We start from the raw sequence: 26,113 nt of genomic DNA on the forward strand, positions 1-26,113 counted from the left end.
AGGATTCGTGCGGGTTCGGCGAGTGGTCACGACCAGGGCGGGCGGCGCGTCACGGCCGCCGTACGACACCTTCAACCTGGGCGACCACGTCGGCGACGACGAGGGGAACGTCTACGCGAACCGCAAGCGCCTCGCCGGCGAGCTGGGCCTGGCCGAGGACAAGCTGGCCTGGATGGAGCAGGTCCACGGCCGCACGGCGACCACTGTGGACGGCTCCGAGACCAGCGCCGCCGAAGCGACCGACGCCCTGGTGACCGCGACCCCGGGGGTTGCGCTCGTGGTGCTGGTCGCCGACTGCGTCCCGATCCTGCTGGCGGACGCCGAGGCCGGCGTGGTCTCGGCGGTGCACGCCGGGCGCGTCGGCACGCGGGTCGGCGTCGTGCCGGCGGCGGTCGAGGCCATGCGGGAAGCCGGTGCCGAGGTGGGCCGCATCGAGGCGCTGCTCGGCCCGGCGATCTGCGGCGACTGCTACGAGGTGCCGGCCGCGATGGCCGCCGACGTCGAGAAGCACGTCCCGGGCAGCGCGTGCAAAACCCGGAAGGGCACCCCGGGCCTCGACATGCGCGCGGGGCTCTGGCAGCAGCTCGCCGGCCTGGGCGTCGGCAAGATCGGCGTCGACCCGCGGTGCACGAACGAGGACAAGACGCTCTTCAGCTACCGCCGCGACGGCACGACCGGGCGGCTCGCCGGGATCACTTGGATCGAAGCATGAGCGATCGGAAGGCCGAGCTGGCCGCGAACCTGGCCGAGGTCGAGGAACGGATCGCCGCCGCGTGCCGGGCCGCCGGGCGGGCGCGGGACGAGGTCAAGCTGATCGCGATCACCAAGACGTTCCCCGCTTCCGACGCCGCACTGCTGGCCGACCTCGGCGTCACCGACGTGGGGGAGAACCGCGACCAGGAGGCCGGGCCGAAGGCGGCCGAGGTCGCCGCGCTGCGGCCGGACGCGGTGCTGCGCTGGCACATGGTCGGCCGGCTGCAGCGGAACAAGGCGCGGTCCGTCGTCGAGTGGGCGCAGGAAGTGCAGTCCCTGGATTCGGCCCGCCTCGCCGACGCGCTCGCGAAGGCGGTACGTGCGGCCCGAGACGCCCAGATACGTGACGATCCCCTCGATGTACTGATCCAAGCGAGCCTCGACGACGACCCGGAACGCGGCGGCTGCCCGCTCGGCGAGCTCGGCGCGCTGGCCGAGCGTGTCACTCACACGGGTGAACTGCGACTTCGCGGTCTGATGGCCGTCGCACCCCTCGGCGCCGACCCCGCGGCGGCCTTCGAACGGCTCGCTCTGGCCGGTGAGCGGCTCCGCAAAGATCACCCGAATGCCGCAGAAGTCTCCGCCGGGATGAGCCATGATCTCGAGCAGGCGATCACGCACGGCTCGACGTCTGTGCGTGTCGGAACCGCGTTGCTCGGTGGGCGCGGTTTAGCCTCGCCGTAGGGAGCTCGTGCGGCCGTCACGTTTAGTGGTCGTCCGTACGGGGCACTGACGGCGTGGAGAATCGTTGGTGCGGGAGCGGCTAGGGCTAGGGAGAGGCATGAGCGCGCTGCAGAAGCTGAAGGCCTACTTCGGGATGGTGCCCGCAGACGACGACGGTTACGACGTCGAAGACGACTACCGGCGAGGCTACGACGACGAGTACGACTCCTACGAGGAGCCGGCTCCCCGGTCGTCGCGCTCACGGTACCGCGAGGTCGACGACACGTACGACGAGCCCGTCAGCCGCAGTCGTTCACGCTCCGTGGCCGGGTCCGAGCCCGCCGTCCACGGTGCGCTGGCGATGGACCGGCAGCCGGAGCCCGTGGCGCGCCTGCGCCCGGTCACCGAGCCGGCCCGGCCGCCGATGCGTGATCCGCTGAGCCGGATCACCACGCTGCACCCGACGAGCTACGTGGAGGCACGGGCGATCGGGGAGCACTACCGCGAAGGCATCCCGGTGATCATCAACCTCACCGAGATGGAGAACGCCGACGCCAAGCGGCTCGTCGACTTCGCCGCCGGGCTGGCGTTCGCGCTCCGCGGGTCGATGGACAAGGTCACCAACAAGGTGTTCCTTCTCTCACCGCCCGATGTGGACGTGACGGCGGAAGACCGCCGACGGATTGCCGAGGGTGGATTATTCTTGCGCGGCTAAAGTCGCCCTGACCGCTGGGCGCAAGCAAACGTGATTTTGTCGACCCGATGCCGCGTCGACCCCCTCAACTGCGTCTTCTACGAGGACGCCCGGTTAGAGTAGGTACGTGGAAGCTGTGTGGCTGGTCGTCTGGTACGTGCTGTTCGCCTTCTGGCTGCTGCTGACGGCACGGATCGTGATCGAACTCGTCCGGACTTTTGCGCGTGAGTGGCATCCGGCCGGAGGGGTTGCGGTGACGCTCGAGACCATCTACACAGTGACGGACCCGCCGGTTCGGCTGTTCAGGCGAATCATCCCGATGGTTCGGATCGGCGGCGTCGGACTGGACTTGTCGATTATGGTGCTGCTGTTGGTTGTGTTCTTCGCGATGCAACTGGCGACTCCAAGTTGATCGGGGAAACTTGGGTGGACCCTGCAGGCCATGGAGTGCGTGAGGTGATCTGATGTCGTTGACCCCCGCTGACGTGCATAACGTCGCGTTCAGCAAGCCGCCCATCGGCAAGAGGGGCTACAACGAGGACGAGGTGGACGCGTTCCTCGACCTGGTGGAGACCGAGCTGGCCCGCTTGATCGAGGACAACAACGAGCTGCGCCAGCAGATGGAGCAGCTCGACGCCGAGCTCGAGTCGACTCGTAGTGAGCTCGACAGTGCCAAATCGGCGCCCCCGATGCGAGAAGAACCGTCCCGGCGCCTCGCGCCGGTGCCGCCGCCGCAGTCCGCCATGGAGCAGACCCAGGCGCACTCGATGGTCGGCGACAGCACGGAGCCGAACGTGCAGGCGGCCAAGGTCCTCGGGCTCGCCCAGGAGATGGCCGACCGGCTGACCGCCGAGGCGAAGACCGAGTCCGACGGGATGCTGGCCGAGGCCCGCACCAAGTCCGAGCAACTGCTCTCGGACGCGCGGGCGAAGTCCGACTCGATGGTCAACGAGGCCCGGACCCGCGTCGACACGATGCTGAACGACGCGCGGACCCGGGCGGAGACCTTGGAGCGCCAGGCGCGCGACAAGGCGACCACGCTGGAGCGCGAGTCCCAGCGGAAGTACACCGAGACGATGAACAGCCTGAACTCCGAGAAGGGCGGGCTGGGCAAGAAGATCGAAGAGCTGCGCACGATCGAGCGGGAGTACCGCACGAGGTTGCGCGGGTTCCTCGAGTCCCAGCTGCGCGAGCTCGACGACCGCGGCTCGGCCGCACCGGCCTCGGCGTCCTCGAACTCCGGGCAGTCGTCCGGTTCGTCGAGCGGCGGCCAGGGCTACTCGTTCGGCCCGCGGGCCGAGGCAGGCTGAGCCGGTTCTTCATAGGTCACCCCCCCGCCGGCGTCGTTCCGCGACGCCGGCGCGGTGGTGCCACGGTTCGGAGTCGATCCGGTACCGCACGTGGGCGGGTCGACGGACGATCTTGCCCGGTTCGTGCTGTAATTCAGCGTGCTTTACATCGTGCTGGTCCTGGTACTGGCGGCTCTGGGGTTGCTCGTCTCCGCGCTCATCACCGCTTCTTCGCTGTGGGCGTGGGTTTCGATCGGCCTGTCGGTGCTGGCCGGGGTGATCCTGGTCGCCGACTGGCTGCGCCGTCGTCGCCGGTCCGCGGTTCCCGCGGCCGAACGCACCCAGATCGCCGAATCCGAACCTGAGCCCGAGGCCAAGCCCGAGGGTGAGCCCGAACCGGCTCCGGAGGAACCGGAGCAAGCCGAACAGACCGTCCTGATCCCGGCGGCGGGCGAGCTGGGTGACCCGGCCGACACCCCCGAAGCCGTGGTGCCGGACGAACCGCCCGCGGCGGAGAAGGTCGACGAATCCGACCCGGGGGAGGAAGAGACCTCGGCGGCCGACATCGCGATCCTGGCCGACCTCGAGGACGAAGTGGTCGTGGTCGACGAGCACCCGCGCTACCACCTCACCACCTGCGTCTGGCTCGGCAGCCGCGAACGCATCCCGATCGGCATCGGCGAAGCGCGTCAACTCGGCTTCACGCCGTGTGACCGCTGCGCTCCCGACGCGACCTTGGTGGCCGCGCACCGCTAGGCAACGCCGAGGTGGGTCCGCAACGCCTGCGCGCCTTCCGGCGTCAGACGCAGGGCCCGATGCGTCTTGCCACGCCGCTGCACCCAGCCTGCCTCACCGAAGCGCGTCGCGACGGCCGCGCCGAGCGCCCCCGCCAAGTGGTGCCGCTGCTCGCTCCAGTCCAAACAGAACTTCAGCAGCGGACGGCGTCCGGCCGCTGCCGCGTCGAGATCCACGCCCAGCGAACCGAACACCGACGCCGCACGAGGACCCAGCGTGTACGGGTGTTCGCGCAGCGGAGCCGAAATCCGGTCGCCCTCCCGGCGACCGGTGCCCGTCACCCCGTCCTGCGCCGCCAACGCACCCCGCGTGAGCAACGCCGACGTGACGGCGACCCCGAGCCGGCCGGCCAGGTGGTCGTAACAGGTCCGGGCCGTGCGCAGCGCTTCCGCGCGGGTGCCCTCGCGCAGGGACGTCACCGGCTGGGCCGGGGAGAACCGCGCCAGCGTCTCCAGCAGCTCGGCGGGTTCCGGGCCGGCCAGCCGGTAGAACCGGTGCCGTCCCGACTTTTCGGCGACGACCAGGCCCGCCGCCCGCAGTTTTGCCAGGTGCGCGCTGACCCCCTGGGCGGACAGCCGCGCTTCGGCGGCCAGCACGGACGCCGCCAGCGCCCGGCCGTCGCCCAGCGCGAGCAGCACGCGGACCCGCGCCGGGTCCGCGAACAGCGCGGCGGTGCGGGCGATGTCGGCGTCGCCATCCATGTCCCCAGGATGCTCCCGGGACACTTCCACCGCGACGGAAGTGTCCCGGCGGTCCACTGGGGACATGCGCTCCGCTCTCCTCGTCACCATGTGCGCCGGCATGTTCCTCGTGCAGCTGGACGTCACCGTGGTCAACGTCGCCCTGCCCGCCCTCGGCGCGGACCTGGGCGCCGGCCTCGTCGCACTGCAGTGGGTGGTGGACGGCTACTCCGTCGTCCTGGCCGCCCTCCTGCTCACCGGCGGCGCGCTCGGTGACGTCTTCGGCCACCGCCGGGTCGTCGTCGCGGGCTTCGTGATCTTCGGCGCGGCGTCGGCGGCGTGCGGGTTCGCCGGGTCGGCGCCGTGGCTCGTCGCCGCGCGCGCCGGGCAGGGGCTCGGCGCCGCGCTGCTGCTGCCCGGCACGCTCGCCGTGATCACGAACGCCTACCCGGGCCACGCCGAGCGGGCGCGGGCGCTCGGGATCTGGGCGGGGGTGTCGGCGCTGGCGCTGTCAGCGGGCCCGGTGCTCGGCGGCGTGATCGTCACAGTGGTGGGCTGGCGGCCGGTGTTCTGGCTCAACGTCCCGGTGGTGCTGGCCGCCGTTCTCGCGACCCGGCGGCTCGTGCCGCGCGGCGACCGCGCGCCCGGCCGGCGGATCGACGTCGCCGGCGCCGCCACCGCGGCGCCCGCTCTCGGCATCGGGGTCTACGCGGTCATCGCCGGAAGCGTCGTGGCCGGAGCGGTCGCCGTCGGCGCGCTGGCCGTGTTCGTGGCCGTCGAGCGCCGGTCGCCGGATCCGATGCTGCCGCTGGACGTCGCGCGCCGGACGTCGAGCCCGAACTTCGTCGCGGCGGTGATGAACTTCGTCGGCATCGGGTCGGTCCTCGTGCTGACGCTGTACCTGCAGGGCGTGCGGCACGCGGGGCCGCTGGAAGCGGGCGTCGAGGTGCTGCCGCTGTTCGGGCCGCTGTCGGTGCTGGCGCCGGTCGCGGGCCGGCTGACTGCCCGCTTCGGGCCGCGGCCGCTGATGGTCGCCGGGCTCGCGCTGGGCACACTCGGAATGCTGAACTTGCTGCTGCTGAAGGAAAACAGCGGCTACCCGGCCCTGCTGCCGACGCTGCTTGGCCTCGGTGTCGGGATGGGCCTGCTGACCACGGCGGCCGTGACGGCTGCGGTCGGCGGCATCCCGCCCGAGCGGGCCGGCGTCGCCGGCGGCGTCAACAACACGGCGCGCCAGGCGGGGGGTGCGCTCGGCGTGGCGGTGCTCGGCGCGGTCGTGGGAGAGCCGGGTGCGGGGTTCCTCGGCGGCCTGCACCGGACGGGCCTCATCGCGGGGGCGCTGTGGCTCGTGGCGATCGGCGTGACGATGGCGGGCGTGCGGAAGCGTGCCCCTCGTGACAACCCGGTTGCGCGGGCCGGTTAACCTGGTATCAGCAAGGCGTTGATCCGGCCATCACCGGGGAGCCTCCGGAAGAACCGAGCGTCACCGCTCTCAGTAGAACCGGACGGGTGCGGCCCGTGACAGCCGCCGAACGAGCGGCCCGGTGCACTCTGCCGGGCAAGCGGGGTGGTACCGCGGAACGCCGGAAGGCGTCTCGTCCCCGTGTGGGTGACCGGGAACCCGGTCGTCCGTACGAGAGCGACGAACCGAGGAGCACCCGGATGTACCCCCAGGCCAAGCTGGACGACGGCGCAGGAGTGCCGTCGCAGCCGTCCTTCCCCGAGCTGGAGAAGCAGGTCCTCGCCTACTGGGAGACGGACCGGACGTTCCAGGCATCCATCGACGCGCGCCCCGCCGGCGAAAACGGCGACAACGAGTACGTCTTCTACGACGGCCCGCCGTTCGCCAACGGCCTGCCGCACTACGGCCACCTGCTCACCGGGTACGTCAAGGACCTGGTGCCGCGCTACCAGACGATGAAGGGCCGCAAGGTCGAGCGCCGCTTCGGCTGGGACACCCACGGCCTGCCCGCCGAGCTCGAGGCGATGCGCCAGCTCGGCATCACCGAGACGTCCGAGATCGAAGAGATGGGCATCGCGAAGTTCAACGCGGCTTCGCAGGAGTCCGTGCTGCGCTACACCGACGAGTGGCGCGAGTACGTCACCCGCCAGGCGCGCTGGGTCGACTTCGACAACGACTACAAGACCCTCGACGTCACCTACATGGAGTCGGTGCTGTGGGCGTTCAAACGCCTGTGGGACAAGGGACTCGTCTACGAGGGCTACCGCGTCCTGCCGTACTGCTGGCGGGACGCGACGCCGCTGTCCAACCACGAGCTGGGCATGGACGCCGACGTCTACCGCAACCGCCAGGACCCGGCCGTCACCGTCGGCTTCCGGTTGCAGGACAACGACAACGAGCTCGACGGCACCTACCTGCTGATCTGGACGACGACGCCGTGGACGCTCCCGTCGAACCTCGCCACGGCGGTGCACCCCGAGGTGCAGTACGTCGTCGTCGAGAGCGAAAGCTTCCCGGGCAAGCGGTTCCTGCTCGCCGAAGCGCGGGTTGCCGCGTACGAGCGTGAGCTCGGCGAAGAGCCGACGGTCGTCGCGCGCTACACGGGTGAGCAGCTGCTCGGAACCCGTTACGCACCCCCGTTCCCGTACTTCACCGGCACCGAGAACGCGCACCGCGTCCTGGCCGCCGACTACGTCACCACCGACGACGGCACCGGGATCGTCCACATCGCGCCCGCTTACGGCGCCGACGACAAGGTGGTCACCGACGCGGCCGGCATCCCGCCGGTCACGCCGGTCGACGCGCACGGCAAGTTCGACGCGACCGTGCCCGACTACGAGGGCCAGCAGGTCTTCGACGCCAACCCGAACATCGTCCGCGACCTCAAGAACGGCACCGGTTCGGCCGGGCAGCAGGGTTCCGTGCTGCTGCGGCACGAGACCTACGACCACTCCTACCCGCACTGCTGGCGCTGCCGGAACCCGCTGATCTACCGCGCGGTCTCGTCGTGGTTCGTCGCGGTGACGCAGTTCAAGGACCGGATGGTCGAGCTGAACCAGCAGATCACCTGGTACCCGGACAACGTCAAGGACGGCCAGTTCGGGAAGTGGCTGGAGAACGCCATCGACTGGTCGATCTCCCGCAACCGGTACTTCGGCACGCCGATCCCGGTGTGGCAGTCCGACGACCCGGCGTACCCGCGCACCGACGTCTACGGCTCGCTCGACGAGCTGGAGGCCGACTTCGGCGTGCGGCTGGACAACCTGCACCGGCCCTACATCGACGAGCTGACCCGGCCGAACCCGGACGACCCGACCGGGAACTCCACCATGCGCCGCGTCCCGGACGTCCTCGACGTCTGGTTCGACTCCGGCTCGATGCCCTACGCCCAGGTGCACTACCCGTTCGAGAACGCCGAGTGGTTCGAGCACCACTACCCGAGCGACTTCATCGTCGAGTACATCGGGCAGACCCGCGGCTGGTTCTACCTGCTGCACGTGCTCGCGACGGCGCTGTTCGACCGGCCGGCGTTCCGCGCCTGCGTCGCGCACGGCATCGTGCTGGGCTCCGACGGCGCGAAGATGTCCAAGTCGCTGCGCAACTACCCGGACGTCAACGAGGTCTTCGAGCGCGACGGCTCCGACGCCATGCGCTGGTACCTGATGGCGAGCCCGATCCTGCGCGGCGGCAACCTGGTCGTCACCGACAAGGGCATCCGCGACGCCGTCCGCCAGGCCGTGCTGCCGCTGTGGAACTCGTACTACTTCCTCGCGCTCTACGCGAACGCCGAAGGCGTGGAAGGCAAGTGGCGCACGGATTCGCGGAACGTGCTCGACCGGTACGTGCTCGCGAAGACGCACGAGCTGGTCACCGACGTCGAGTACGCGATGGACCACTACGACGTCGCCGGTGCGTGCCAGACCGTGCGGGACTTCCTCGAGGTCCTCACGAACTGGTACGTGCGGCGCTCGCGGGACCGCTTCTGGGCCGGCGACCAGGACGCGATCGACACGCTGCACACCGTGCTGGAGGTGACTTCGCGGGTGACGGCGCCGCTGCTGCCGCTGACCACCGAGGTCGTCTGGCGCGGCCTCACCGGCGGCCGCTCGGTGCACCTGGCCGACTGGCCGAACGCGCTCGACCTGCCCGCGGACGCCGCGCTGGTCACCGCGATGGACCGGGTGCGGCAGGTGGCGTCGTCGGCGCTGTCGCTGCGCAAGGCGAACAAGCTGCGGGTGCGGCTGCCGCTGGCTTCGCTGGTCGTGGCGGCCGGTGATGCCGAGCTGATGGCGCCGTTCGCCGACATCCTGCGGGACGAGGTGAACGTCAAGGCGGTCGAGCTGACCACCGACGTCGCCGCGCACGGCGGGTTCGAGGTCGCGGTGAACGCCCGCGCCGCCGGCCCGCGCCTGGGCAAGGACGTCCAGACCGTGATCAAGGCGGTCAAGGCGGGCGACTGGTCGCTGCAGGGTGACACCGTCGTCGCGGCCGGGATCTCGCTGCAGGAGGGCGAGTTCGAGCGCCGGCTGGTCGCCAAGGGTGGCGGCGCGGCGGCCGAGCTGCCCGGTGGGTCCGGGCTCGTCCTGATCAACACCGAGGTGACGCCGGAGCTGGCGGCCGAGGGCCTGGTCCGCGACCTGGTCCGGGTGGTGCAGCAGGCGCGTCGCGACGCCGGTCTCGACGTCGCCGACCGGATCGCGCTGACCGTCGACGCTCCGGCCGACGTCGTCGAAGCGGCTCGGACGCACCAGGAGTTCCTGGCGTCGGAGACGCTGGCGACGTCGGTGACCCACGGTCCGGTGGCCGAGGGTTTCGCGGGCACGGTCGGCGACGGCACGAAGGTGACGGTTTCGGTCGAAAAAGCCTGACAAGCTGTCGTGGGTGGCCACTAGGATCGGCTGGCCACCCACGGCGGTGGTGTTCCTTGGGGGAGGGGTACGCGGAATGAGTCCTGCCAAGAGACGGGGCATCCTGATCGGCGGCGCGCTGCTGGTCGTCGTGGTCGTGGTGGCGGCGTTCTTCGTGCTGAACGGCGGGGACGCGACACCGACCGCGGAAGCCGGGGCCACGAGCGTCGAGAGCCCGGGCGCGATCGATCCGCAGTCGGCGATCACCGAGTACCTGCAGGACGTGTCCGAGAACAACCCCGACGCGGCGAGCCGGCTGACCGACGCCGCCCCGGCGGCCGCGGTGGCCCTGCGGGACGCGCGGAACACGCTGAACCCGTCGTCGCTGACGGCCAAGCTGACCGTCCTGCAGCCGACCCCGGCCGGGGCGAAGCTGACCGGCGGGACGTTCAGCATGTCGTGGGCGCTGAAGGCGGGCCAGGTCTGGACCTACGACGTCCCGTTCCAGCTCGCGCAGGCCGGCGGGAAGTGGCTCGTGCGCTGGGCGCCGTCGCTGCTGCACCCGAAGCTGGAGGCCGGCCAGCGGCTGGTGGTCAGCACGGCCGTGCAGGACTCGACGGCCGTGGCCGACCGCGACGGAAAGCCGTTGCTGATCAGCGGGCCCGGCGGGCTGCGACCGGTCGACGGCGACCCGGCGCCGCTGCTGCGTTCGGCGCTCACCGGGCAGGTCACGGCGGCGGCCGGCAGCGGCTTCGCCGTCGAGCGGGTCGACACCAGCGGGAAGAGCGTGGAGACGCTGTTCGGGAAGGCGTCGGCCGAAGGGGCGAAGGCGCTGACGTCGAGCCTCAGCCTGGCCGCGCAGAACTCGGCGCAGGCCGCGGTGAACAGCTACCAGGGCTCGGCCATGCTGGTCGCCCTCGACACCGGGTCGGGTGACATCCTCGCCGTCGCGCAGAACTCCGCCGCCGGGAACACCCCGAAGGCCCTCAACGGGCTGTACGAGCCGGGTTCGTCGTTCAAGATCGCGACTTCGGTCGCCGCCGTCCAGCAGAGCGGCCTCACCGCGACCTCGCCGGTCGACTGCCCCGGTGTCGCGACGATCGGCACCCGCACGGTCAAGAACGAGGATTTCGAGCTGGGCGCGACGAACCTGCAGACGGCGTTCGCGCGGTCCTGCAACACGACGTTCGGGCAGCTCGCGCTGGCGCTGCCGGCCAACGGGCTGCAGAAGGCGGCCGACGAGCTGGGCCTCAACGCCGACTACGAGATCCCCGGCGTCAAGACCGAGCTGGGCAAGGTCGAGCCCGCGGCGAGCAAGGACGAGCAGGTCGAGGACGGGTTCGGCCAGGGGAAGATCCAGGCGAGCTGCCTCGGCGGCGCGCTGATGGCCGCCACGGTCGCGTCCGGCAAGGCGATCACGCCGCGGCTGTGGCACGACCTGGAGACCACGGTCGTCAAGGGTTACTCGCCGCCGCCCGCGTCGGTGCTCGGCCAGGTGCGGACGATGATGCGTGCGGTCGTCACCAGCGGCACCGGCCGTGCCGCGGCGGGCGCCGGGACCGTCTTCGGCAAGACGGGCACCGCGCAGTTCGGCGACGGCGCGAACGCCACCGGCTGGTTCGTCGGCTACCGCGGCACCGTCGCCTTCGCCGTGGTCCTGGAGGACTCGAACGACTCGGGCCCGGCCGTCACCCTGGCCGCCAAGTTCCTCAAGTCCCTCTGACCCCCGTACCCGGAGGGTCGGCTCGCGTACCCAGGGAGTCGGCTCGCGTACCCAGAGGGTCGGCCAACGAGCCGACCGTCCAGGTACGCGAGCCGACCCTTCGGGTACGTCGGTTCGGCCGTGGGCGAAGTGAGCGGGCCGTACCGTGGTCGGCATGGAGACGATCGCGCTGGCCGAGGTGGCCGCGGTGCTCGCGGACCCGAGCCGCGCCACCATGTGCCTCGTCCTGCTGGACGGGCGGGCCTGGACCGTCGGCGAGCTGGCGAAGGCGGCCGGGATCGCGCTCTCGACGGCGAGTGAGCACGTCACCCGCCTGGCCGACGCCGGTTTTGTCGCCCGGGTCAAGCAGGGGCGCGCGTCGTACGTCCGGATCGCCGACCCGCGGGTCGCGGAGCTGATCGAGCACCTGGCCCAGCACGCCGAGCACCGGCCGGTGACCGGGCTGAAGTCGTCGCTGCGGGTGAAGCGGCTCGGGTTCGCGCGCACCTGTTACGACCACCTCGCCGGGGTGCTCGGGGTCGCCGTCCGCGACGGCATGCTGGCCACCGGCCTGGTCGACGCCGGCGACGGGCTCGCCCTCACCGGACGCGGCCGCGAGGTGCTGGCCGAACTCGGGGTGCCGGTCGCCGCCGGGCGGCGGCCGCTGCTGCGCGACTGTCTGGATTGGACGGAGCGGCGCGACCACCTCGCCGGCGCGGTGCCCGCGGCGCTGCTCGACCGGGCCGTCGGCGCGGGCTGGGTCGGCCACGACGGACACCGCGCGGTGAAGGTGCTTCCCGCGGCGGAGAAGCCGTTCGCCGCGCTCGGTGTTGATCTCACCGCGCTCGGTGGGCCTTAACACACCGCGTCCGCGGCGTGCCTCAGCGGTACACGAACGAGTTAACCCCGCCGTCTCACTATTCTGAGGCCCACGGCACTCGGAGGGAGGCGGCATGGACCAGCTTCCCGTGCTGCTCGGCATCGGCGGTGTGGTGCTGCTCGCCTCCGTGCTCGCCGTGCGGGTGTCGATCCGGCTCGGCCTGCCTTCGCTGCTGCTCTACCTCGGGATCGGCGTGCTGCTCGGCGAAGCCGGCTTCGGCATCCGGTTCGACAACCCGGAGCTGACCCAGTCGCTCGGGCTCGCCGCGCTCGTCATGATCCTCGCCGAAGGTGGGCTGACAACGCGGTGGTCGGCGGTGAAACCCGCGCTGGGCATCGGGATCGCACTGTCCACAGTGGCCGTCGTGGTGAGCGTCGCGGTCACCGGTGCCGCACTGCACTTCCTGCTGGGCCTCGACTGGCGGTTCGCCCTGCTGTGGGGCGCGGTGCTCGCCTCGACCGACGCGGCGGCGGTGTTCTCGGTGCTGCGCACGGCGGGGGTCGGCAAACGGCTCGTCGGCGCGCTGGAGCTGGAGTCCGGCATCAACGACGCGCCGGCCTACATCGCCGTCGTGGTGCTGGCCGAAGGCACCACCGTGGACTGGACACTCCCGCTGCTGGTGGTCTACGAGCTGGGCGCGGGCCTGGCCATCGGGCTCGCCTTCGGCTGGCTCGGCGGGATCGCGCTGCGCCGGGCCGCGCTGCCGTCGACCGGCCTCTACCCGCTCGCCACCGTCGCGGTGTGCATCGTCGCGTACTCGTCCGGGCAGCTGCTGCACGCGTCCGGGCTGCTGGCCACCTACGTCGCCGCGCTGGTGCTCGGCAATTCGCGGCTGCCGCACCGCTCGGACACCCTGTCGTTCGCGGAAGGGCTCGGCTGGCTGGCGCAGATCGGGCTGTTCGTGCTGCTCGGGCTCTTCGCCTCGCCGAGCCGGCTGCTCGAGACGCTGGTGCCGGGCCTGGTCGCGGGCGCCGTCGTGCTGCTGCTGGCCCGGCCGGTGTCGGTTGTGCTGTCGATGCTGCCGTTCAAGCTGCCGTGGCGCGAACAGGCGTTCCTGTCCTGGGCCGGGCTGCGGGGGGCGGTGCCGATCGTGCTCGCCATGATCCCGCTCTCGCAGGGGCTGCCCGGCGCGCAACGGCTGGTCGACGCGGTGTTCGTGCTGGTCATCGTGCTGACGCTGCTCCAGGGCGCAACACTCGGGCCGCTCGCGCGCTGGCTCGGGCTGTCGAGGAAGTCCGAGCCGCACGAGATCGAGGTCGACTCCGCGCCGCTGGACGAGCTGGACGCCGAGCTGCTGCAGGTCCGCATCCAGCCCGGGTCGAAGCTGCACGGCGTGTACCTGTCCGAGCTGCGCCTGCCGGTCGGCGCGACGGTCAGCCTGGTCGTGCGCGAAGGCGCCGGCTTCACCCCGCAGAAGACCAGCCGGCTCCAGGAGCACGACCAGCTGCTGGTGGTCACCACGAGCACGGTCCGCGACGCCGTCGAACGCCGGCTCCGCGCGGTGGACCGGGCCGGGCGCCTGGCCCGCTGGAAGGGCGAGTCCGGCCGTTAGCCCGTTCGTGGTCGTGGCCGGGCCGTGACCGATCGGACCACTCGTGTCGCCCCGCCAGACACGCGTGATGCCCCTCCGATCACGAGTGATGCCTGCTCAAGCACGAGTGATGCCCGTTTCGTCCCGGTCAGCGCGCTGAACAGGCGTTGTCCGGTCCTTGTCCGGTCGGCTCACTGACCTGGTGATCTTTTTCCGCGAGGGTGATCGTCCCTCACGAAAACCTCACGTGATCTTCCCAGTGATCCAACCTTTGGCCTACTCTGCGCTCGATCCGGTTAGTTCGAATGGGTGAGTGTACGGCCAAAGGGGTACACACGGTGACGAAACTGCACGTTCGTGGGGCGGTGCTGGCCGCCGTGATGACCGCGGCCTGCGGGCTGCTCGCCGCCCCGGCCGCGACCGCCGAAGTGGCGCCCTTCCCCGCGTTGGCGCTGCCGTTCAAGGCGGGCCAGCAGGTGTACTCGGCCGGCATCCACTCCGACGACGGCAGCACCGGCGTGAAGAACGCCGTCGACCTCAGCCCGGCCGACCGGACCGTGCGGGCGCCGCTGGCCGGCACGGTGCACCTCCAGCACTGCGCGGGCGGCGACTGGGTGACCATCGACCACGCCGGCGGGTGGCGCACCGGGTACTACCACATGGAGGACATCAAGGTCACCGACGGCGAGCAGGTCGAAGCCGGGGACGAGCTCGGCTCGACCGGCAACGCGCTCCCGTGCGGCGGCAGCAGCACCGGCGCCCACGTGCACTTCACGCTCTGGACGTTGCCGGACGCGGCTGCCCCCGAAGCGAACTGGGACGGCCTCGCGTACAGCCGGGTGTCGACGACGGTCGCGGCCGCGCTCGGCGAGCCGATCGACGGGAAGACGTTGGGCGGCTGGCTCTTCACGGCGGGCGCCGACCAGTACACGGGCACCGCGACGCACCTCTCGGACCACGCCGTGACGCAGCTGCCAGGCCACTTCCGCGCGAAGCTCTGACGCTTCTCCGATCCTGCGGGACTTGTGAGCGGCGTCTCAGAATGTGAAGCGAGGGTTGGCCGCCGCGCCGGATTTCGGTTACCTTCAACTCAGGTCATGAGTGCCAGCGTCAAGCCCCGGCTTGCTGGCCGGCAACCCTCCTACCGCGGTGGGGTGCCCCGGGTGAAGACCGGGCCGGTCGTGTTGTGCGACGGGCAAGCGCGGGCCCCTCGCCGGGGGTCCCCCGGACTGCCGAGGAGGCACCCGATGACACTCGCCATCGACCGCACCAGCACCGTCACTCCCGTCGAGCTGGTCGAAACCGTTGTCCCGCAGGAGATCCCGGCCGTCGCCGGCGCGTCGCTGCGGGTTCCGCTCGTCACCGGCGGCGACATCGGCTACGCCAACCTCGACCACGCCGCGAGCGCGCCGTGCCTCGACGCGGTGCGCAGCGCCGTCGACGAGTTCCTGCCCTGGTACGCCAGCGTCCACCGCGGCGCGGGCTTCGCGTCGCAGGTCTCGACCAAGCTGTACGAGCGCACCCGCGACACCCTGCGTCGCTTCGTGGGCGCGCGGCGGACCGACACCGTCGTGTTCACCCGCAACACCACCGACTCCTTCAACCTGCTCGCCCGCAGCCTGCCGCGGCACACCTCGGTGGTCGTGTTCGACACCGAGCACCACGCGGCGCTGCTTCCCTGGCAGGGCCCCCACGTCCGGCGGATCCCGACCCCGCGCACCCGCCTCGCCGCGGTGTCCGCTGTGGACGAAGCGCTGGCGGAATCCCCGGAGGGACCGCGACTGGTCGTCATCACCGGAGCGTCCAATGTGACCGGTGAGCTGCTCCCGGTCGCCGAGATCGCCGCGGTGGCCCGGAAACACGGCGCCCGCATCGCCCTCGACGCCGCCCAGCTCGCGCCGCACCGCCGCATCTCGATCAAGGAGCTGGACGTCGACTACGTCGCCTTGTCCGGCCACAAGCTGTACGCGCCTTTCGGTGCGGGCGCGCTGATCGGCCGTGCCGACTGGCTGCGCGCGGCCCGGCCGTACCTCGCCGGCGGCGGCGCGACCAAGCTCGTCACCGAGCAGGCGGTGGTCTGGAACACCGGGCCCGAGCGTCACGAAGCCGGCTCGCCCAACACCGTCGGCGTGTACGCGCTCGGGGTCGCCTGCGAAACCCTGAGCCGGAACTGGGACGCGGTCGAGGCGCACGAGCAGGCTCTGCTCACCCGGCTGCGCAAGGGTCTCGAGAGCATCCCGGGCTGCGCCGAACTGCGGCTGTTCGACGCCCCGGTCGACCGCGTCGGCACGGTCAGCTTCGTCGTCGACGGCTTCGACCCCGGCTGGCTCGCGGCCGTCCTCTCGGCGGAGTACGGCATCGGCGTGCGCGACGGCGCGTTCTGCGCCCACATCGCGGCCGAGCGCCTGATCGGCATCACCGGCGGCAACGGCCGGCAGGCGGTCCGCGTCAGCCTCGGCCTCGGCAGCACCGAGGAGCACGTCGACCGCGTGGTGCTGGCACTGCGCCAGATCGTCGCCCGCGGGGCGCGCTGGGAGTACACGAAGGCGGACGGCCGCTGGGCGCCGGTGGGCGACCCGCGCGAGCTGCCGCCCTTCTGCTGATCGCGGCCGCTATCCTGCCCCGATGGGGAGATCGCGCCGGTATTGGTTCCCGTTGGCCGCGCTGGGGTTCGCGCAGCTCGTGATGGCGGTGGTCGCCCTGGTCCCGGAGACGCCGGCGGCCGGCGACGTCGTGTACGCGCATGCTTACCAGCTGCCCCAAGGCTTGTCCGGGCTCGGCGCCGGCGGCGCCGGCTGGTACCCCACCGACGCCTACGGGATGTGGAGCGTGCCGGCGGCGGCGCTCGGCTGGCTCGCCGGGCTCGCCTGCGTGGTGCTCGCCGTCGCGGGCTGGTACTGGCTGAACCTGCGCCGCGCCGGCACGCCGCCGCGGCCCGTCCGGTTCGTGCTCGGCACGCTGGGTGCGCTGGTGGCCGTCCCCCTGCTCGACCTGGTCGGCGCCGTCGAGCTGCGGATGTCCGGCGACACCCGGGGCCCGCTCCTCGCGGCGCTGGGGCTGCTGGTGCTGGCCGCGTACGAGCGCAGCTGGCCGGTGTTCGCGGTGACGGTGGCGTTCACGCTGGTCAGCGTGCTGTTGCCAACCCCGGTGACCGGGGCGCTGACCGCTGCGAGCGTGCTGTTCGCCGCCGCGTTCGCGGTCCTGCTGCGGCGCCCGCGCGACACTGCCGCCGACACACCCTGACCAGCCGTGGACAATGGACCGGTGAGCACCGAGCCCAGCGCTGGAGAACCCGACACCGACACCGCCGCCGAGGTGGTGCCCGATCCCGCGGCCGACGCGCCGGAGAACCCGGAGGTCCCGGCGAAGCCGCTGCTGCCGAAGCGCCGCGTCGGCTGGGTGTTCGCCATCGCGGTCGTGTTCTGGGCGATCGACCTGGTGACGAAGAACCTGGTCACCGCCAACCTGGAGGGCAAGGAGCCGGTCCGGATCCTCGGCGGGCTGATCTACCTGCAGGTGATCCGCAACCCGGGCGCCGCGTTCTCGATGGCCACCGGCATGACGTGGGTGCTCGCGCTGGTCGCGCTGGCCGTCGTCGTCGCGATCATCTGGCTGTCCCGGCGGCTGCGCTCGATCGGCTGGGCCATCGGCCTCGGCCTGGTGCTGGCCGGGGCGCTGGGCAACCTCACCGACCGCATCTTCCGCGCGCCCGGCGGGCTGCAGGGCCACGTCGTCGACTTCATCTCGGCGTTCGCCCCCAACGGCAAGGGCTTCGCGATCTTCAACATCGCCGACTCGGCGATCTGCGTCGGCGGTGCGCTGATCGTGCTGTTGTCCCTGCTGGGCAAGGACTACGACGGCACGTCGACCAAGGACAAGAAGAAGACCGGACAGGCCGAGCAGGAGCAGGGGGAACAGGCGTGAGCGCGCGGATGCTCCCGGTGCCCGACGGGCTCGACGGGATGCGGGTCGACGCCGGCCTCGCCAAGATGCTCGGGCTGTCCCGCACGGTGGTCGCCGAGCTCGCCGAGTCCGGTGCGGTGCTGCTGAACGGCCGGCCGGCCGGCAAGTCGGACCGGCTCACCGCGGACGGCCTCCTGGAGGTCACCCTGCCGGAGCCGGCGAACCCGGTGGAGATCATCGCCGAGCCGGTCGCGGGCATGCAGATCCTCCACGACGACGATGACATCGTCGTGATCTCCAAGCCGGTCGGCGTCGCCGTGCACCCGAGCCCGGGCTGGACCGGCCCGACCGTGGTCGGCGGCCTCGCCGCGGCCGGCCTGCGCATCGCGACGTCGGGCGCGGCCGAGCGCCAGGGCGTCGTGCACCGGCTCGACGCGGGCACCACCGGCGTGATGGTCGTGGCCAAGAGCGAGCACGCGTACACGGTGCTGAAGCGCGCGTTCAAGGAGCGCACGGTCGACAAGGGGTACCACGCGATCGTCCAGGGCCACCCGGACCCGACCCGCGGCACGATCGACGCGCCGATCGACCGCCACCCGCGCCACGACTACAAGTTCGCGGTGGTCCAGGGCGGCCGGCCGAGCGTGACGCACTACGAGGTCGTCGAGGCGTTCCGCGCGGCGTCGCTGGCGCACATCAAGCTCGAAACCGGGCGGACGCACCAGATCCGCGTCCACTTCTCGGCCCTGAAGCACCCCTGCGTCGGCGACCTGACCTACGGCGCGGACCCGGTGCTGGCCCGGAAGCTGGGCCTGAACCGCCAGTGGCTGCACGCGAAGACGCTGGGGTTCGCGCATCCGTCGGACGGACGCTGGGTCCAGTTCGAGTCGGAGTACCCGGACGACCTGGCGAACGCGCTGAAGATCCTGCAGGACGAGAGCTACTAATCGTCGATCGACCAGGTCAGCGTGCGCTCGTCCGGCTCCGGGCGCGGGCTCCAGCGGACCGAGACCACGCGGGTCGCGTCCGGGAGGACGTACACCGTGTGGCCGCCCAGGGTCTCGCCGGGCTTGACGCCGATCTTGTGCGGCGGCCGGGACGTCAGCGACACCGGCGCCTTGCCGATCGCGGTGCCGTCGGCGGCGAGCAGCTCGAGGTAGTTGTCCGGCAGTGACGCGAACGGGATGGCGCCGCGGTTGGTGATCTCGGTGTGCACGACGACCGAGCGCTCACCCTCCTCCAGGCGGTAGCCGGCCGCGCTGAACAGGAAGTCCGCCGGGTCCTGGACCTCCAGCAGCTGCACCGACAACTGCTCGCCCTCCAGGCCCTGGGTCTCCATGACCTCGCCGAGCCGGCCCTGCTTGCCGCCGGGGACCCCGGTGGGCCGGGCGGGCTCGTCACCGCGGGCCCACGATGCCGTCTGCGGCAGGCCCCACGTGCTCACCGACGGGTCGAGCGGCACCGGCGGCGGCGCGAACTGCTGCTGCGGCGGGCGGGGCGGCTGCGGCGGCCGGGGCGGCGGGCCGGGGTAGCGCCCGGACGGCGTGCCCTGGACGTTGTACGGCCCCGAAGGCGCTCCTTGCACGTTGTACGGCCCCGAAGGCGCGCCCTGGACGTTGTACGGACCGGACAGCACACCCTGGACGTTGTGGGGACCCGACGGCGTGCCCTGGTTCGGCGGCATCGGCGGGCCGGGCTGCTGCGGCACCGGCTGCGACGGCGGGAACTGCGGGGTGCCGGGCGGCCGGTTCGCCCACGACGGCGGCGCGCCGGCGATGGCCGCGCGCAGGCCGTTCGGGTCGCTCTCGACACCGACGAGCAGCGGGAGCCCGCTGCCGGACAGGGCGACCAGCCGGTAGGCGACCTCACGGGGATCCATGCCGACCTTGGCCGCGAGCTCGTGCACGGCCGCCTTGCCGAGGTCGGCGAGTGCGGCGAGCAGGCGGGTATCCACGGGATCGGTCACGGCCACTCGGTGAACGCTACCGCTTCGCCGATCGGGTCGTGCCGAAGGCCGTCCGCCCCCGGCGAACGACCCGGCGTTCTTGTCGGTGATCTCCGTTAGGGTCGGCTTGGAGCACATCATCGAAGCTGGGGGTCCCGCCATGACCGCGGTCACCGAACTCGCCGACGAGTTCGTCGAAGCGCTGTTCGCCGCCGATCCGCTGACGCCGGCGGTGCTGGGCGTCCGCCCGGCCTCGCCCGGTTTGCCGGACTTGTCCGTCGAAGCCGAGCAGGCCTTCCGAGCCCGGCTCTCGGCGTTGCTCGAGCGGGCGCAGGCGTTGCCGGCCGCAGATCTTTCGGCCGAGGACCGGGTCACCCGGGACGTCCTGATCACCTCCGCCGAAGCCCGCATCGCGGTGATCGACAGCCGGACGGCCGAGTTCACCGTCACCGACCTCTCCATCGGGCCCGCGGCGACGTTGCTCCTGACCTTGCCGATGACCACCGTGACGCCGGGTGAGACGGCGGAGGCCCAGCTCGGGCGGCTCGCCGCGATTCCGGCGTACCTGCGCCAGGCCGCGCGCCGGCACGCGAGGGGCGTCTCCGACGGCCTGGTCCCGGTGGCCCACCTGGTCGACGCCGCGGTCGCGCACGTCGACCGCTACCTCGCCGAGCCGGCGGCCGACCCGTTGCGCCGCCAGCCGGCGCCGGACGAGGAGTTCGAGCGCCGGCGGGACGAACTGCTCGCCGACGTCGTCCGCCCGGCTTTCGCCGAGTACCGCGAGTTCCTCCTCGCCGAGGTCAAGCCGCACGGGCGGCCCGCCGACCGGCCCGGCCTCTCGTGGCTGCCCGGCGGCGAAGCGGCGTACGCCCGGCTCGCGCGGGTGCACACGACCACCGGCCTCACCCCGGCGGAGCTGCACCGGACCGGGCTCGACGTCATCGAGTCACTCGCCGCCGAGTACCGCGAGCTGGGGCTGAAGGTGTTCGGCACCGACGACCTGGCGGAGATCTTCCGGCGGCTGCGCACCGACCCGGCCCTGCGCTGGACCAGCGCCGACGAGCTGCTGGACACCGCCCGCGCGGCCGTGGCCCGGGCCACCGCCGAGGCGCCGAAGTGGTTCGGCCGGATCCCCGCGCAGGAGTGCACGGTCGAGGCGGTGCCGGAGGAGGCCGCCCCCGGCGCGCCCTCGGCGTACTACCTGCGCCCGGCCGACGACGGCTCCCGGCCCGGCATCTACTTCGCGAACACCCACCAGGCCACCGAGCGGTTTCGGCACCCGGCCGAGACGATCGCGTTCCACGAAGCCGTGCCGGGGCACCACTTCCAGCTCAGCACCGCGCAGAGCCTCACCGGGCTGCCGCTGCTGCGGCGGATCGGCATGTTCACCGCCTACATCGAGGGCTGGGGGCTCTACAGCGAGCGCCTCGCCGACGAGATGGGGCTCTTCTCCGGCGACGTCGCGCGGCTCGGCATGCTCACCGGCGACTCGCTGCGGGCGGGCCGGCTGGTCGTCGACACCGGGCTGCACGCGCTGGGCTGGACCCGGCAGCAGGCCGTGGACTTCCTGGTCGAGCACACGCCGGAGGCGCTGCCCGAGATCGAGTCCGAGGTCGACCGCTACATCGCGTGGCCGGGCCAGGCGCTGGCCTACATGGTGGGGCGCCTGGAGATCAAGCGGATCCGCACCCGCGCCGAGCAGCGGCTCGGCTCCCGGTTCGACGTCCGCGCGTTCCACGACGTCGTCCTCGCCGGGGGTGCGCTGCCGCTGGAGGTGCTCGCCTCCGTCGTCGACGAATGGGTGGCCGGGCACGGGGACACCGCCGACGGCCTGGCGGACGAGCTCGTCGCGCTGACGTTCGAGCAGGAGCCGCTGCACGCGTCGGTCCTCGGCCTGCCCGGTGACCACGACCGCCTCGGTGACCAGACCCGGGCGGCGCAGGAGCGCTACCGCGCCGCGTACCTCGACCTGGCCGCTCGCGCCCGGGCGCTGCCGGTGGCCGGCCTGACGCCCGAAGAGGCGGTGACGCGCGAAGTCGTGGTCGCCTCCGCCGAGGTCGAGGCCGACCGGCTCGGCGCGCGGACGGCCGACATCGCGGTCAGCGACGGCCTCACCGGGCCGGCGCTGGGGCTGCTGCTGTACCTGCCGTACTACCAGCTGGACGACGAGAAGAAGGCGCGCGGTTACCTCAGCCGGCTCGCCGCGATCGAGACCTTCCTCGCCGAGCTGACCGAGCGGCAGCGCGAGAGCCTGGCCGACGGCCTCGTCCCGCCGGCCTACCTCGCCCGGGTCGGCGTCGAGTACGTCGACCGCTACCTCGCGGCGCCGGACGACGACCCGCTGAAGGTCGGCACGACCGCCGCCGTCGACGGCTTCGAGGCCGAGCGCGACCGCCTGCTCGCGGAGGTCGTCCGCCCGGCTTACGCGCGCTATCGCGACTTCCTGCGCACCGAGGTCGAACCGGTCGGGCGGCCGGACACGGAACCGGGGATTTCCCACGTGCCCGGCGGGGCGGAGCGGTACGCCGCGCTGATCCGCGCGGAGACGACCACCGAGCGCACGGCGCAGGACCTGCACGACACGGGGCTGGCGCTGATCGACGGCCTCGCGGCGGAGTACCGCGAACTGGGCGAAAAGGTGTTCGGCACCACCGATCTCGCCGAGATCTTCGAGCGGCTGCGCACCGATCCGGCGCTGCGCTGGCGGGACGGCGAGGAGCTGCTGGCCGCCGCCCGGGACGCCATCGCGCGGGCGGAAGCCGTGGCCCCGCAGTGGTTCTCCCGCATCCCGGCGGAAAAGTGCGAGGTCGCGCCGGTGCCCGAGGCCGATGCGGCGAGCGGCACGATCGCGTACTACCTCCAGCCGTCGCTGGACGGCACCCGGCCGGGCACCTACTACGCCAACACGCACGAAGCGGCCAAGCGCCCGCGGTTCACCAGCGAGGCGATCGCGTTCCACGAAGCCGTGCCGGGGCACCACTTCCAGCTGACGCTCGCGCAGCAGCTGACCGGCGTCCCGCTGCTGCGGCGGATCGGCATGTTCAACGCCTACGCCGAAGGCTGGGGGTTGTACGCCGAGCGGCTCGCGGACGAGATGGGCCTGTACTCCGACGACGTCTCGCGGCTGGGCATGCTCACCCAGGACTCGATGCGGGCGGGCCGGCTGGTCGTCGACACCGGCATGCACGCGCTGGGCTGGAGCCGGCAGCGGGCGATCGACTACCTGGTCGAGCACACGCCGATGGCGCGGCTCGAGATCGAGGCCGAGATCGACCGGTACGCCGGCTGGCCGGCGCAGGCCCTCGGGTACATGGTGGGACGCCTGGAGATCCAGCGGCTGCGGGCCGAAGCCGAGCAGGCGCTCGGCGAGCGGTTCGACATCCGGGAGTTCCACGAAGCCGTGCTGGGGCACGGCATGCTGCCGTTGTCCGCGCTGGCGAAGGTCGTCGAAGACTGGGTCGCGAGCCGGGCCGGGGACACACCCGATCGCCTGGCCGACGAGTGCCTGGAGCTGATGTTCGAGGCGCAGCCGCTGTTCCCGTCGCTGTGCGGCCTGCCGGGCACGCACGACCGGCTCGCCGACCAGACCGCCGAGGCGGCCGCCCGGCACCGCGCCGGGTTCGCCGCGCTCATCGCGCGCGCGGAGGCGATCGATGTGGCGGCGCTGCCGGCCGCCCAGCGCGTCACGCGTGACGTCGTGATCTGGCAGGCACGCACCCAGCTCGACGTGCTGGACTCGCGGCGGGCCGACATCGCGGTGAGCGACGGGCTGGCCGCGCCGGCGCTGGAGCTGCTGATGATGCTGCCGCAGACGGTGCTCGACGACGAGCCCAAGGCCCGCGGTTACCTGAGCCGGCTCGCCGCGGTGGGCACCTACCTGGACCAGCTGGTCGAGCGGCAGCGGGCCGCGCTCGCCGAGGGCTTGACCCCGCCGGAGTTCCTGGCGCGCATCGGCGTCGGGTACGTCGAGCGCTACCTGGACGACGCGGAGAACGACCCGCTGAAGGTGCCGGTCCACGGGCTCGAAGCCGAGCGCGACCGGCTGCTGGCCGAGGTCGTGCGGCCCGCGTACGCGCGGTACCGGGACTTCCTGGCCGGCGAGGTGGTGCCGGTCGCGCGCCCGGAGACGTCACCCGGGATCGGCGACCTGCCGGGCGGGCCGGAGCTGTACGCGGCGCTGATCCGGGCCGAGACGACGACCGAGCGCACGGCGCAGGACCTGCACGACACGGGGCTGGCGATCATCGAGCAGCTGGCGGAGGAGTACCGCGAGGTCGGCGGCAAGGTGTTCGGCACCAGCGACCTCGCCGAGATCTTCGAGCGGATCCGCACCGACCCGGCGCTGCGCTGGCGAGACGGCGACGAGCTCCTGAACGCCGCACGGGCGACGATCGAGCGAGCGGAAGCCGTTGCGCCGCAGTGGTTCGGCCGCCTTCCCGAGCAGCGGTGCGAGGTCGCGCCGGTGCCCGCGGCGGAGGCCGAGAGCGGCTCGATCGCGTACTACATCGACCCGTCGCTGGACGGTTCGCGGCCGGGCACCTACTACGCCAACACGCACGAGGCCGATCAGCGGCAGCGGACCCTGGGCGAAGCGATCGCGTTCCACGAAGCCGTGCCGGGGCACCACTTCCAGCTGACGCTGGCGCAGCAGCTGACCGGCGTCCCGCTGCTGCGGCGCATCGCGATGTTCAACGCGTACGCCGAGGGCTGGGGCCTGTACGCGGAGCGCCTCGCGGAGGAGATGGGGCTGTACTCGGACGACGTCGCCCGGCTCGGCCTGCTCACGCAGGATTCGATGCGCGCGGCGCGGTTGGTGGTGGACACCGGGCTGCACGCGCTGGGTTGGAGCCGCCAGCAGGCGGTGGATTTCTTGAAGGACAACACGCCGATGGCGCAGATCGAGATCGAGGCGGAGATCGACCGCTACGCCGGGCACCCGGGGCAGGCGCTCGGTTACATGGTCGGCCGCCTGGAGATCGAGCGGCTGCGCGCCGACGCCGAGCGGGAGCTGGGCGAGCGGTTCGACATCCGCGAGTTCCACGACACGGTGCTCGGCAGCGGAACGCTGCCCCTGCCGGTACTGGCGGACGTGGTCGCCGACTGGGTGACGGCACGGGCTGCTCGGGCCGAGGAGTGACGGTGACTCGTCCGGGTCCGGCCGGTGACGCGCACGTTTTCGGGCACCGCGCCGGATCCCGACCACCACGCAGACCAGCAGCGGCGCAAGCCGCTCCGACCGAGGAGTGAACGTGACCTGGCTCGACCTCGCCGACAACACGCCGTTCGGCCTGGACAACCTGCCCTACGGCGTCTTCTCGGTGGCCGGCGCGCCCGAGCGCCGGATCGGGGTGCCGGTCGGGGATCAGGTGCTCGACCTGACCGCCGCCGCAGCCGAGGCCGCCGCCGCTTTTGCGCCGCTGCTCACCGACGGGGTGCTCAACCCGCTGCTGGCCGCCGGGCCCGGCACCTGGCGGGAGGTGCGCGAGAGCGTCCGCGAGTGGCTGACCGAGCCCCGGTACGCCGACCAGCTGCGCCCGCACCTGGTGCCGCTGACCGAGGTGACCACGCACCTGGCGTTCGAGGTCGCCGACTACGTCGACTTCTACTCGAGCGAGCACCACGCCCTCAACGCGAGCAAGATCTTCCGGCCCGACGCCGCCGAGCTGCCGCCGAACTGGAAGCACCTGCCGATCGGCTACCACGGCCGGGCGGGCACCGTCGTCACCTCCGGGACGCCGGTCGTCCGGCCGTACGGGCAGCGCAAGCCGCGCAACGTGGACGTGCCGGAGTTCGGCCCGACGCAGCGGCTGGACATCGAAGCCGAGGTCGGCTTCGTCGTCGGCGTTCCGTCCGTCACCGGCACTCCGGTGTCCACAGCGGACTTCGAGGCGCACGTCTTCGGCGTCTGCCTGGTCAACGACTGGTCGGCGCGTGACCTCCAGGCCTGGGAATACCAGCCGCTGGGCCCGTTCCTCGCCAAGTCCTTCGCGACGTCGGTGTCGCCGTGGGTCGTCCCGCTGGACGCACTGCAGCACGCGCGCGTCGAGGGCCCGGCCCAAGACCCGGAACCGTTCGAATACCTGCGCACCAGCGAAAAGTGGGGCCTGGACCTGGCGATCGAAGTCCGTCTCAACGGCCACCTGGTGTCGAGCCCGCCGTTCGCGTCGCACTACTGGACGGCTCCGCAGCAACTGGCCCACATGACGGTCAACGGCGCGAGCCTCCGCACGGGCGACCTGTACGCCTCCGGCACGGTGAGCGGCCCGGAGCGTCACCAGCGCGGGTCGTTCCTGGAACTGTCCTGGGGCGGGCGGGAACCGTTCGAGCTGCCGGACGGTCAGAGCCGCGCGTTCCTGGAGGACGGTGACGAGGTGGTGATCAGCGCGACCGCGCCCGGCCCGGGGGGCACCCGGATCGGGTTCGGCGAGGTGCGCGGGACGGTGGTTCCGAGCTGACGCCGTGACGATTC

General features: G+C 72.1%; 20 protein-coding genes and 1 riboswitch. Of the genes, 18 read left to right on the plus strand and 2 right to left on the minus strand.

Annotated features, from left to right (window positions below; genetic code table 11):
* The first annotated feature begins 7 nt into the window (after window positions 1–7).
* The 6 genes from pgeF (at window position 8) to ACIA5G_RS26595 (ending at window position 4,155) form a co-directional block, all read left to right on the plus strand.
* Window positions 8–712, plus strand: coding sequence for a peptidoglycan editing factor PgeF (pgeF, locus tag ACIA5G_RS26570; protein WP_395927737.1), 705 nt, complete (start codon window positions 8–10; stop codon window positions 710–712).
* Window positions 709–1,437, plus strand: a complete 729-nt coding sequence (locus ACIA5G_RS26575; protein WP_395927739.1) for a YggS family pyridoxal phosphate-dependent enzyme — start codon at window positions 709–711, stop codon at window positions 1,435–1,437. Before pgeF ends, ACIA5G_RS26575 begins: the two co-directional genes overlap by 4 nt.
* A gap of 97 nt (window positions 1,438–1,534) precedes the next feature.
* The gene (locus tag ACIA5G_RS26580; RefSeq protein WP_395927741.1) at window positions 1,535–2,131 is read left to right on the plus strand and encodes a cell division protein SepF; all 597 of its coding nucleotides are present in this window, start codon (window positions 1,535–1,537) and stop codon (window positions 2,129–2,131) included.
* A 115-nt stretch (window positions 2,132–2,246) separates the two neighbouring features.
* Window positions 2,247–2,522 carry a YggT family protein gene (locus ACIA5G_RS26585; protein WP_072477845.1) on the plus strand — a complete coding sequence of 92 codons (276 nt, stop codon included), beginning with the start codon at window positions 2,247–2,249 and terminating at the stop codon, window positions 2,520–2,522.
* Window positions 2,523–2,574: 52 nt separating this feature from the next.
* Window positions 2,575–3,420 carry a DivIVA domain-containing protein gene (locus ACIA5G_RS26590; RefSeq protein WP_395927743.1) on the plus strand — a complete coding sequence of 282 codons (846 nt, stop codon included), beginning with the start codon at window positions 2,575–2,577 and terminating at the stop codon, window positions 3,418–3,420.
* Window positions 3,421–3,558: 138 nt separating this feature from the next.
* On the plus strand, window positions 3,559–4,155 hold the full coding sequence (locus ACIA5G_RS26595) for a hypothetical protein (protein WP_395927745.1): 597 nt from the start codon (window positions 3,559–3,561) through the stop codon (window positions 4,153–4,155).
* Here the strand turns inward: ACIA5G_RS26595 and ACIA5G_RS26600 are convergent.
* The gene (locus tag ACIA5G_RS26600) at window positions 4,152–4,895 is read right to left on the minus strand and encodes an ArsR/SmtB family transcription factor (protein ID WP_395927747.1); all 744 of its coding nucleotides are present in this window, start codon (window positions 4,893–4,895) and stop codon (window positions 4,152–4,154) included. The two genes, ACIA5G_RS26595 and ACIA5G_RS26600, sit on opposite strands and share 4 nt — an antisense overlap.
* 64 nt (window positions 4,896–4,959) lie before the next feature.
* On the opposite strand from ACIA5G_RS26600, the gene ACIA5G_RS26605 reads away from it, so the two are divergent.
* The 10 genes from ACIA5G_RS26605 (at window position 4,960) to ACIA5G_RS26650 (ending at window position 18,646) form a co-directional block, all read left to right on the plus strand.
* Complete coding sequence (locus ACIA5G_RS26605) at window positions 4,960–6,297, plus strand: MFS transporter (protein WP_395927749.1); 1,338 nt, start codon at window positions 4,960–4,962, stop codon at window positions 6,295–6,297.
* Between the two features lie 239 nt (window positions 6,298–6,536).
* Entirely contained in the window at window positions 6,537–9,704 is a 3,168-nt protein-coding gene (gene ileS / locus ACIA5G_RS26610; protein ID WP_395927751.1) for an isoleucine--tRNA ligase, read from the plus strand.
* Window positions 9,705–9,780: 76 nt separating this feature from the next.
* On the plus strand, window positions 9,781–11,406 hold the full coding sequence (locus ACIA5G_RS26615) for a penicillin-binding transpeptidase domain-containing protein (protein WP_395927753.1): 1,626 nt from the start codon (window positions 9,781–9,783) through the stop codon (window positions 11,404–11,406).
* A gap of 154 nt (window positions 11,407–11,560) precedes the next feature.
* Complete coding sequence (locus ACIA5G_RS26620; protein ID WP_395927755.1) at window positions 11,561–12,244, plus strand: ArsR/SmtB family transcription factor; 684 nt, start codon at window positions 11,561–11,563, stop codon at window positions 12,242–12,244.
* Between the two features lie 94 nt (window positions 12,245–12,338).
* Complete coding sequence (locus tag ACIA5G_RS26625; RefSeq protein WP_395927757.1) at window positions 12,339–13,817, plus strand: potassium/proton antiporter; 1,479 nt, start codon at window positions 12,339–12,341, stop codon at window positions 13,815–13,817.
* Window positions 13,818–14,134: 317 nt separating this feature from the next.
* Complete coding sequence (locus ACIA5G_RS26630; protein ID WP_395927759.1) at window positions 14,135–14,797, plus strand: M23 family metallopeptidase; 663 nt, start codon at window positions 14,135–14,137, stop codon at window positions 14,795–14,797.
* A gap of 92 nt (window positions 14,798–14,889) precedes the next feature.
* Window positions 14,890–15,004, plus strand: a riboswitch (SAM riboswitch).
* A 39-nt stretch (window positions 15,005–15,043) separates the two neighbouring features.
* On the plus strand, window positions 15,044–16,399 hold the full coding sequence (locus ACIA5G_RS26635; RefSeq protein ID WP_395927761.1) for an aminotransferase class V-fold PLP-dependent enzyme: 1,356 nt from the start codon (window positions 15,044–15,046) through the stop codon (window positions 16,397–16,399).
* A 22-nt stretch (window positions 16,400–16,421) separates the two neighbouring features.
* Window positions 16,422–17,039, plus strand: a complete 618-nt coding sequence (locus ACIA5G_RS26640; protein WP_395927763.1) for a hypothetical protein — start codon at window positions 16,422–16,424, stop codon at window positions 17,037–17,039.
* Between the two features lie 75 nt (window positions 17,040–17,114).
* Window positions 17,115–17,720 carry a signal peptidase II gene (gene lspA / locus ACIA5G_RS26645; protein WP_395928033.1) on the plus strand — a complete coding sequence of 202 codons (606 nt, stop codon included), beginning with the start codon at window positions 17,115–17,117 and terminating at the stop codon, window positions 17,718–17,720.
* The gene (locus tag ACIA5G_RS26650; RefSeq protein WP_395927765.1) at window positions 17,717–18,646 is read left to right on the plus strand and encodes an RluA family pseudouridine synthase; all 930 of its coding nucleotides are present in this window, start codon (window positions 17,717–17,719) and stop codon (window positions 18,644–18,646) included. Before lspA ends, ACIA5G_RS26650 begins: the two co-directional genes overlap by 4 nt.
* On the opposite strand, the gene ACIA5G_RS26655 is transcribed toward ACIA5G_RS26650, so the two are convergent.
* Window positions 18,643–19,671: an AsnC family protein gene (locus ACIA5G_RS26655; protein ID WP_395927768.1), complete on the minus strand. Its 1,029-nt coding sequence runs from the start codon at window positions 19,669–19,671 to the stop codon at window positions 18,643–18,645. The genes ACIA5G_RS26650 and ACIA5G_RS26655 overlap by 4 nt on opposite strands.
* 133 nt (window positions 19,672–19,804) lie before the next feature.
* Between ACIA5G_RS26655 and ACIA5G_RS26660 the strand changes: the two genes are divergently transcribed.
* Window positions 19,805–24,781 (plus strand): DUF885 domain-containing protein, encoded by a 4,977-nt coding sequence (locus ACIA5G_RS26660; protein ID WP_395927770.1) that lies wholly within the window; start codon window positions 19,805–19,807, stop codon window positions 24,779–24,781.
* Window positions 24,782–24,887: 106 nt separating this feature from the next.
* Entirely contained in the window at window positions 24,888–26,099 is a 1,212-nt protein-coding gene (gene fahA, locus ACIA5G_RS26665) for a fumarylacetoacetase (RefSeq protein WP_395927772.1), read from the plus strand.
* Window positions 26,100–26,113 lie beyond the last annotated feature (14 nt).

This window comes from Amycolatopsis sp. NPDC051758, from assembly GCF_044453095.1.
Lineage (GTDB): Bacteria > Actinomycetota > Actinomycetes > Mycobacteriales > Pseudonocardiaceae > Amycolatopsis.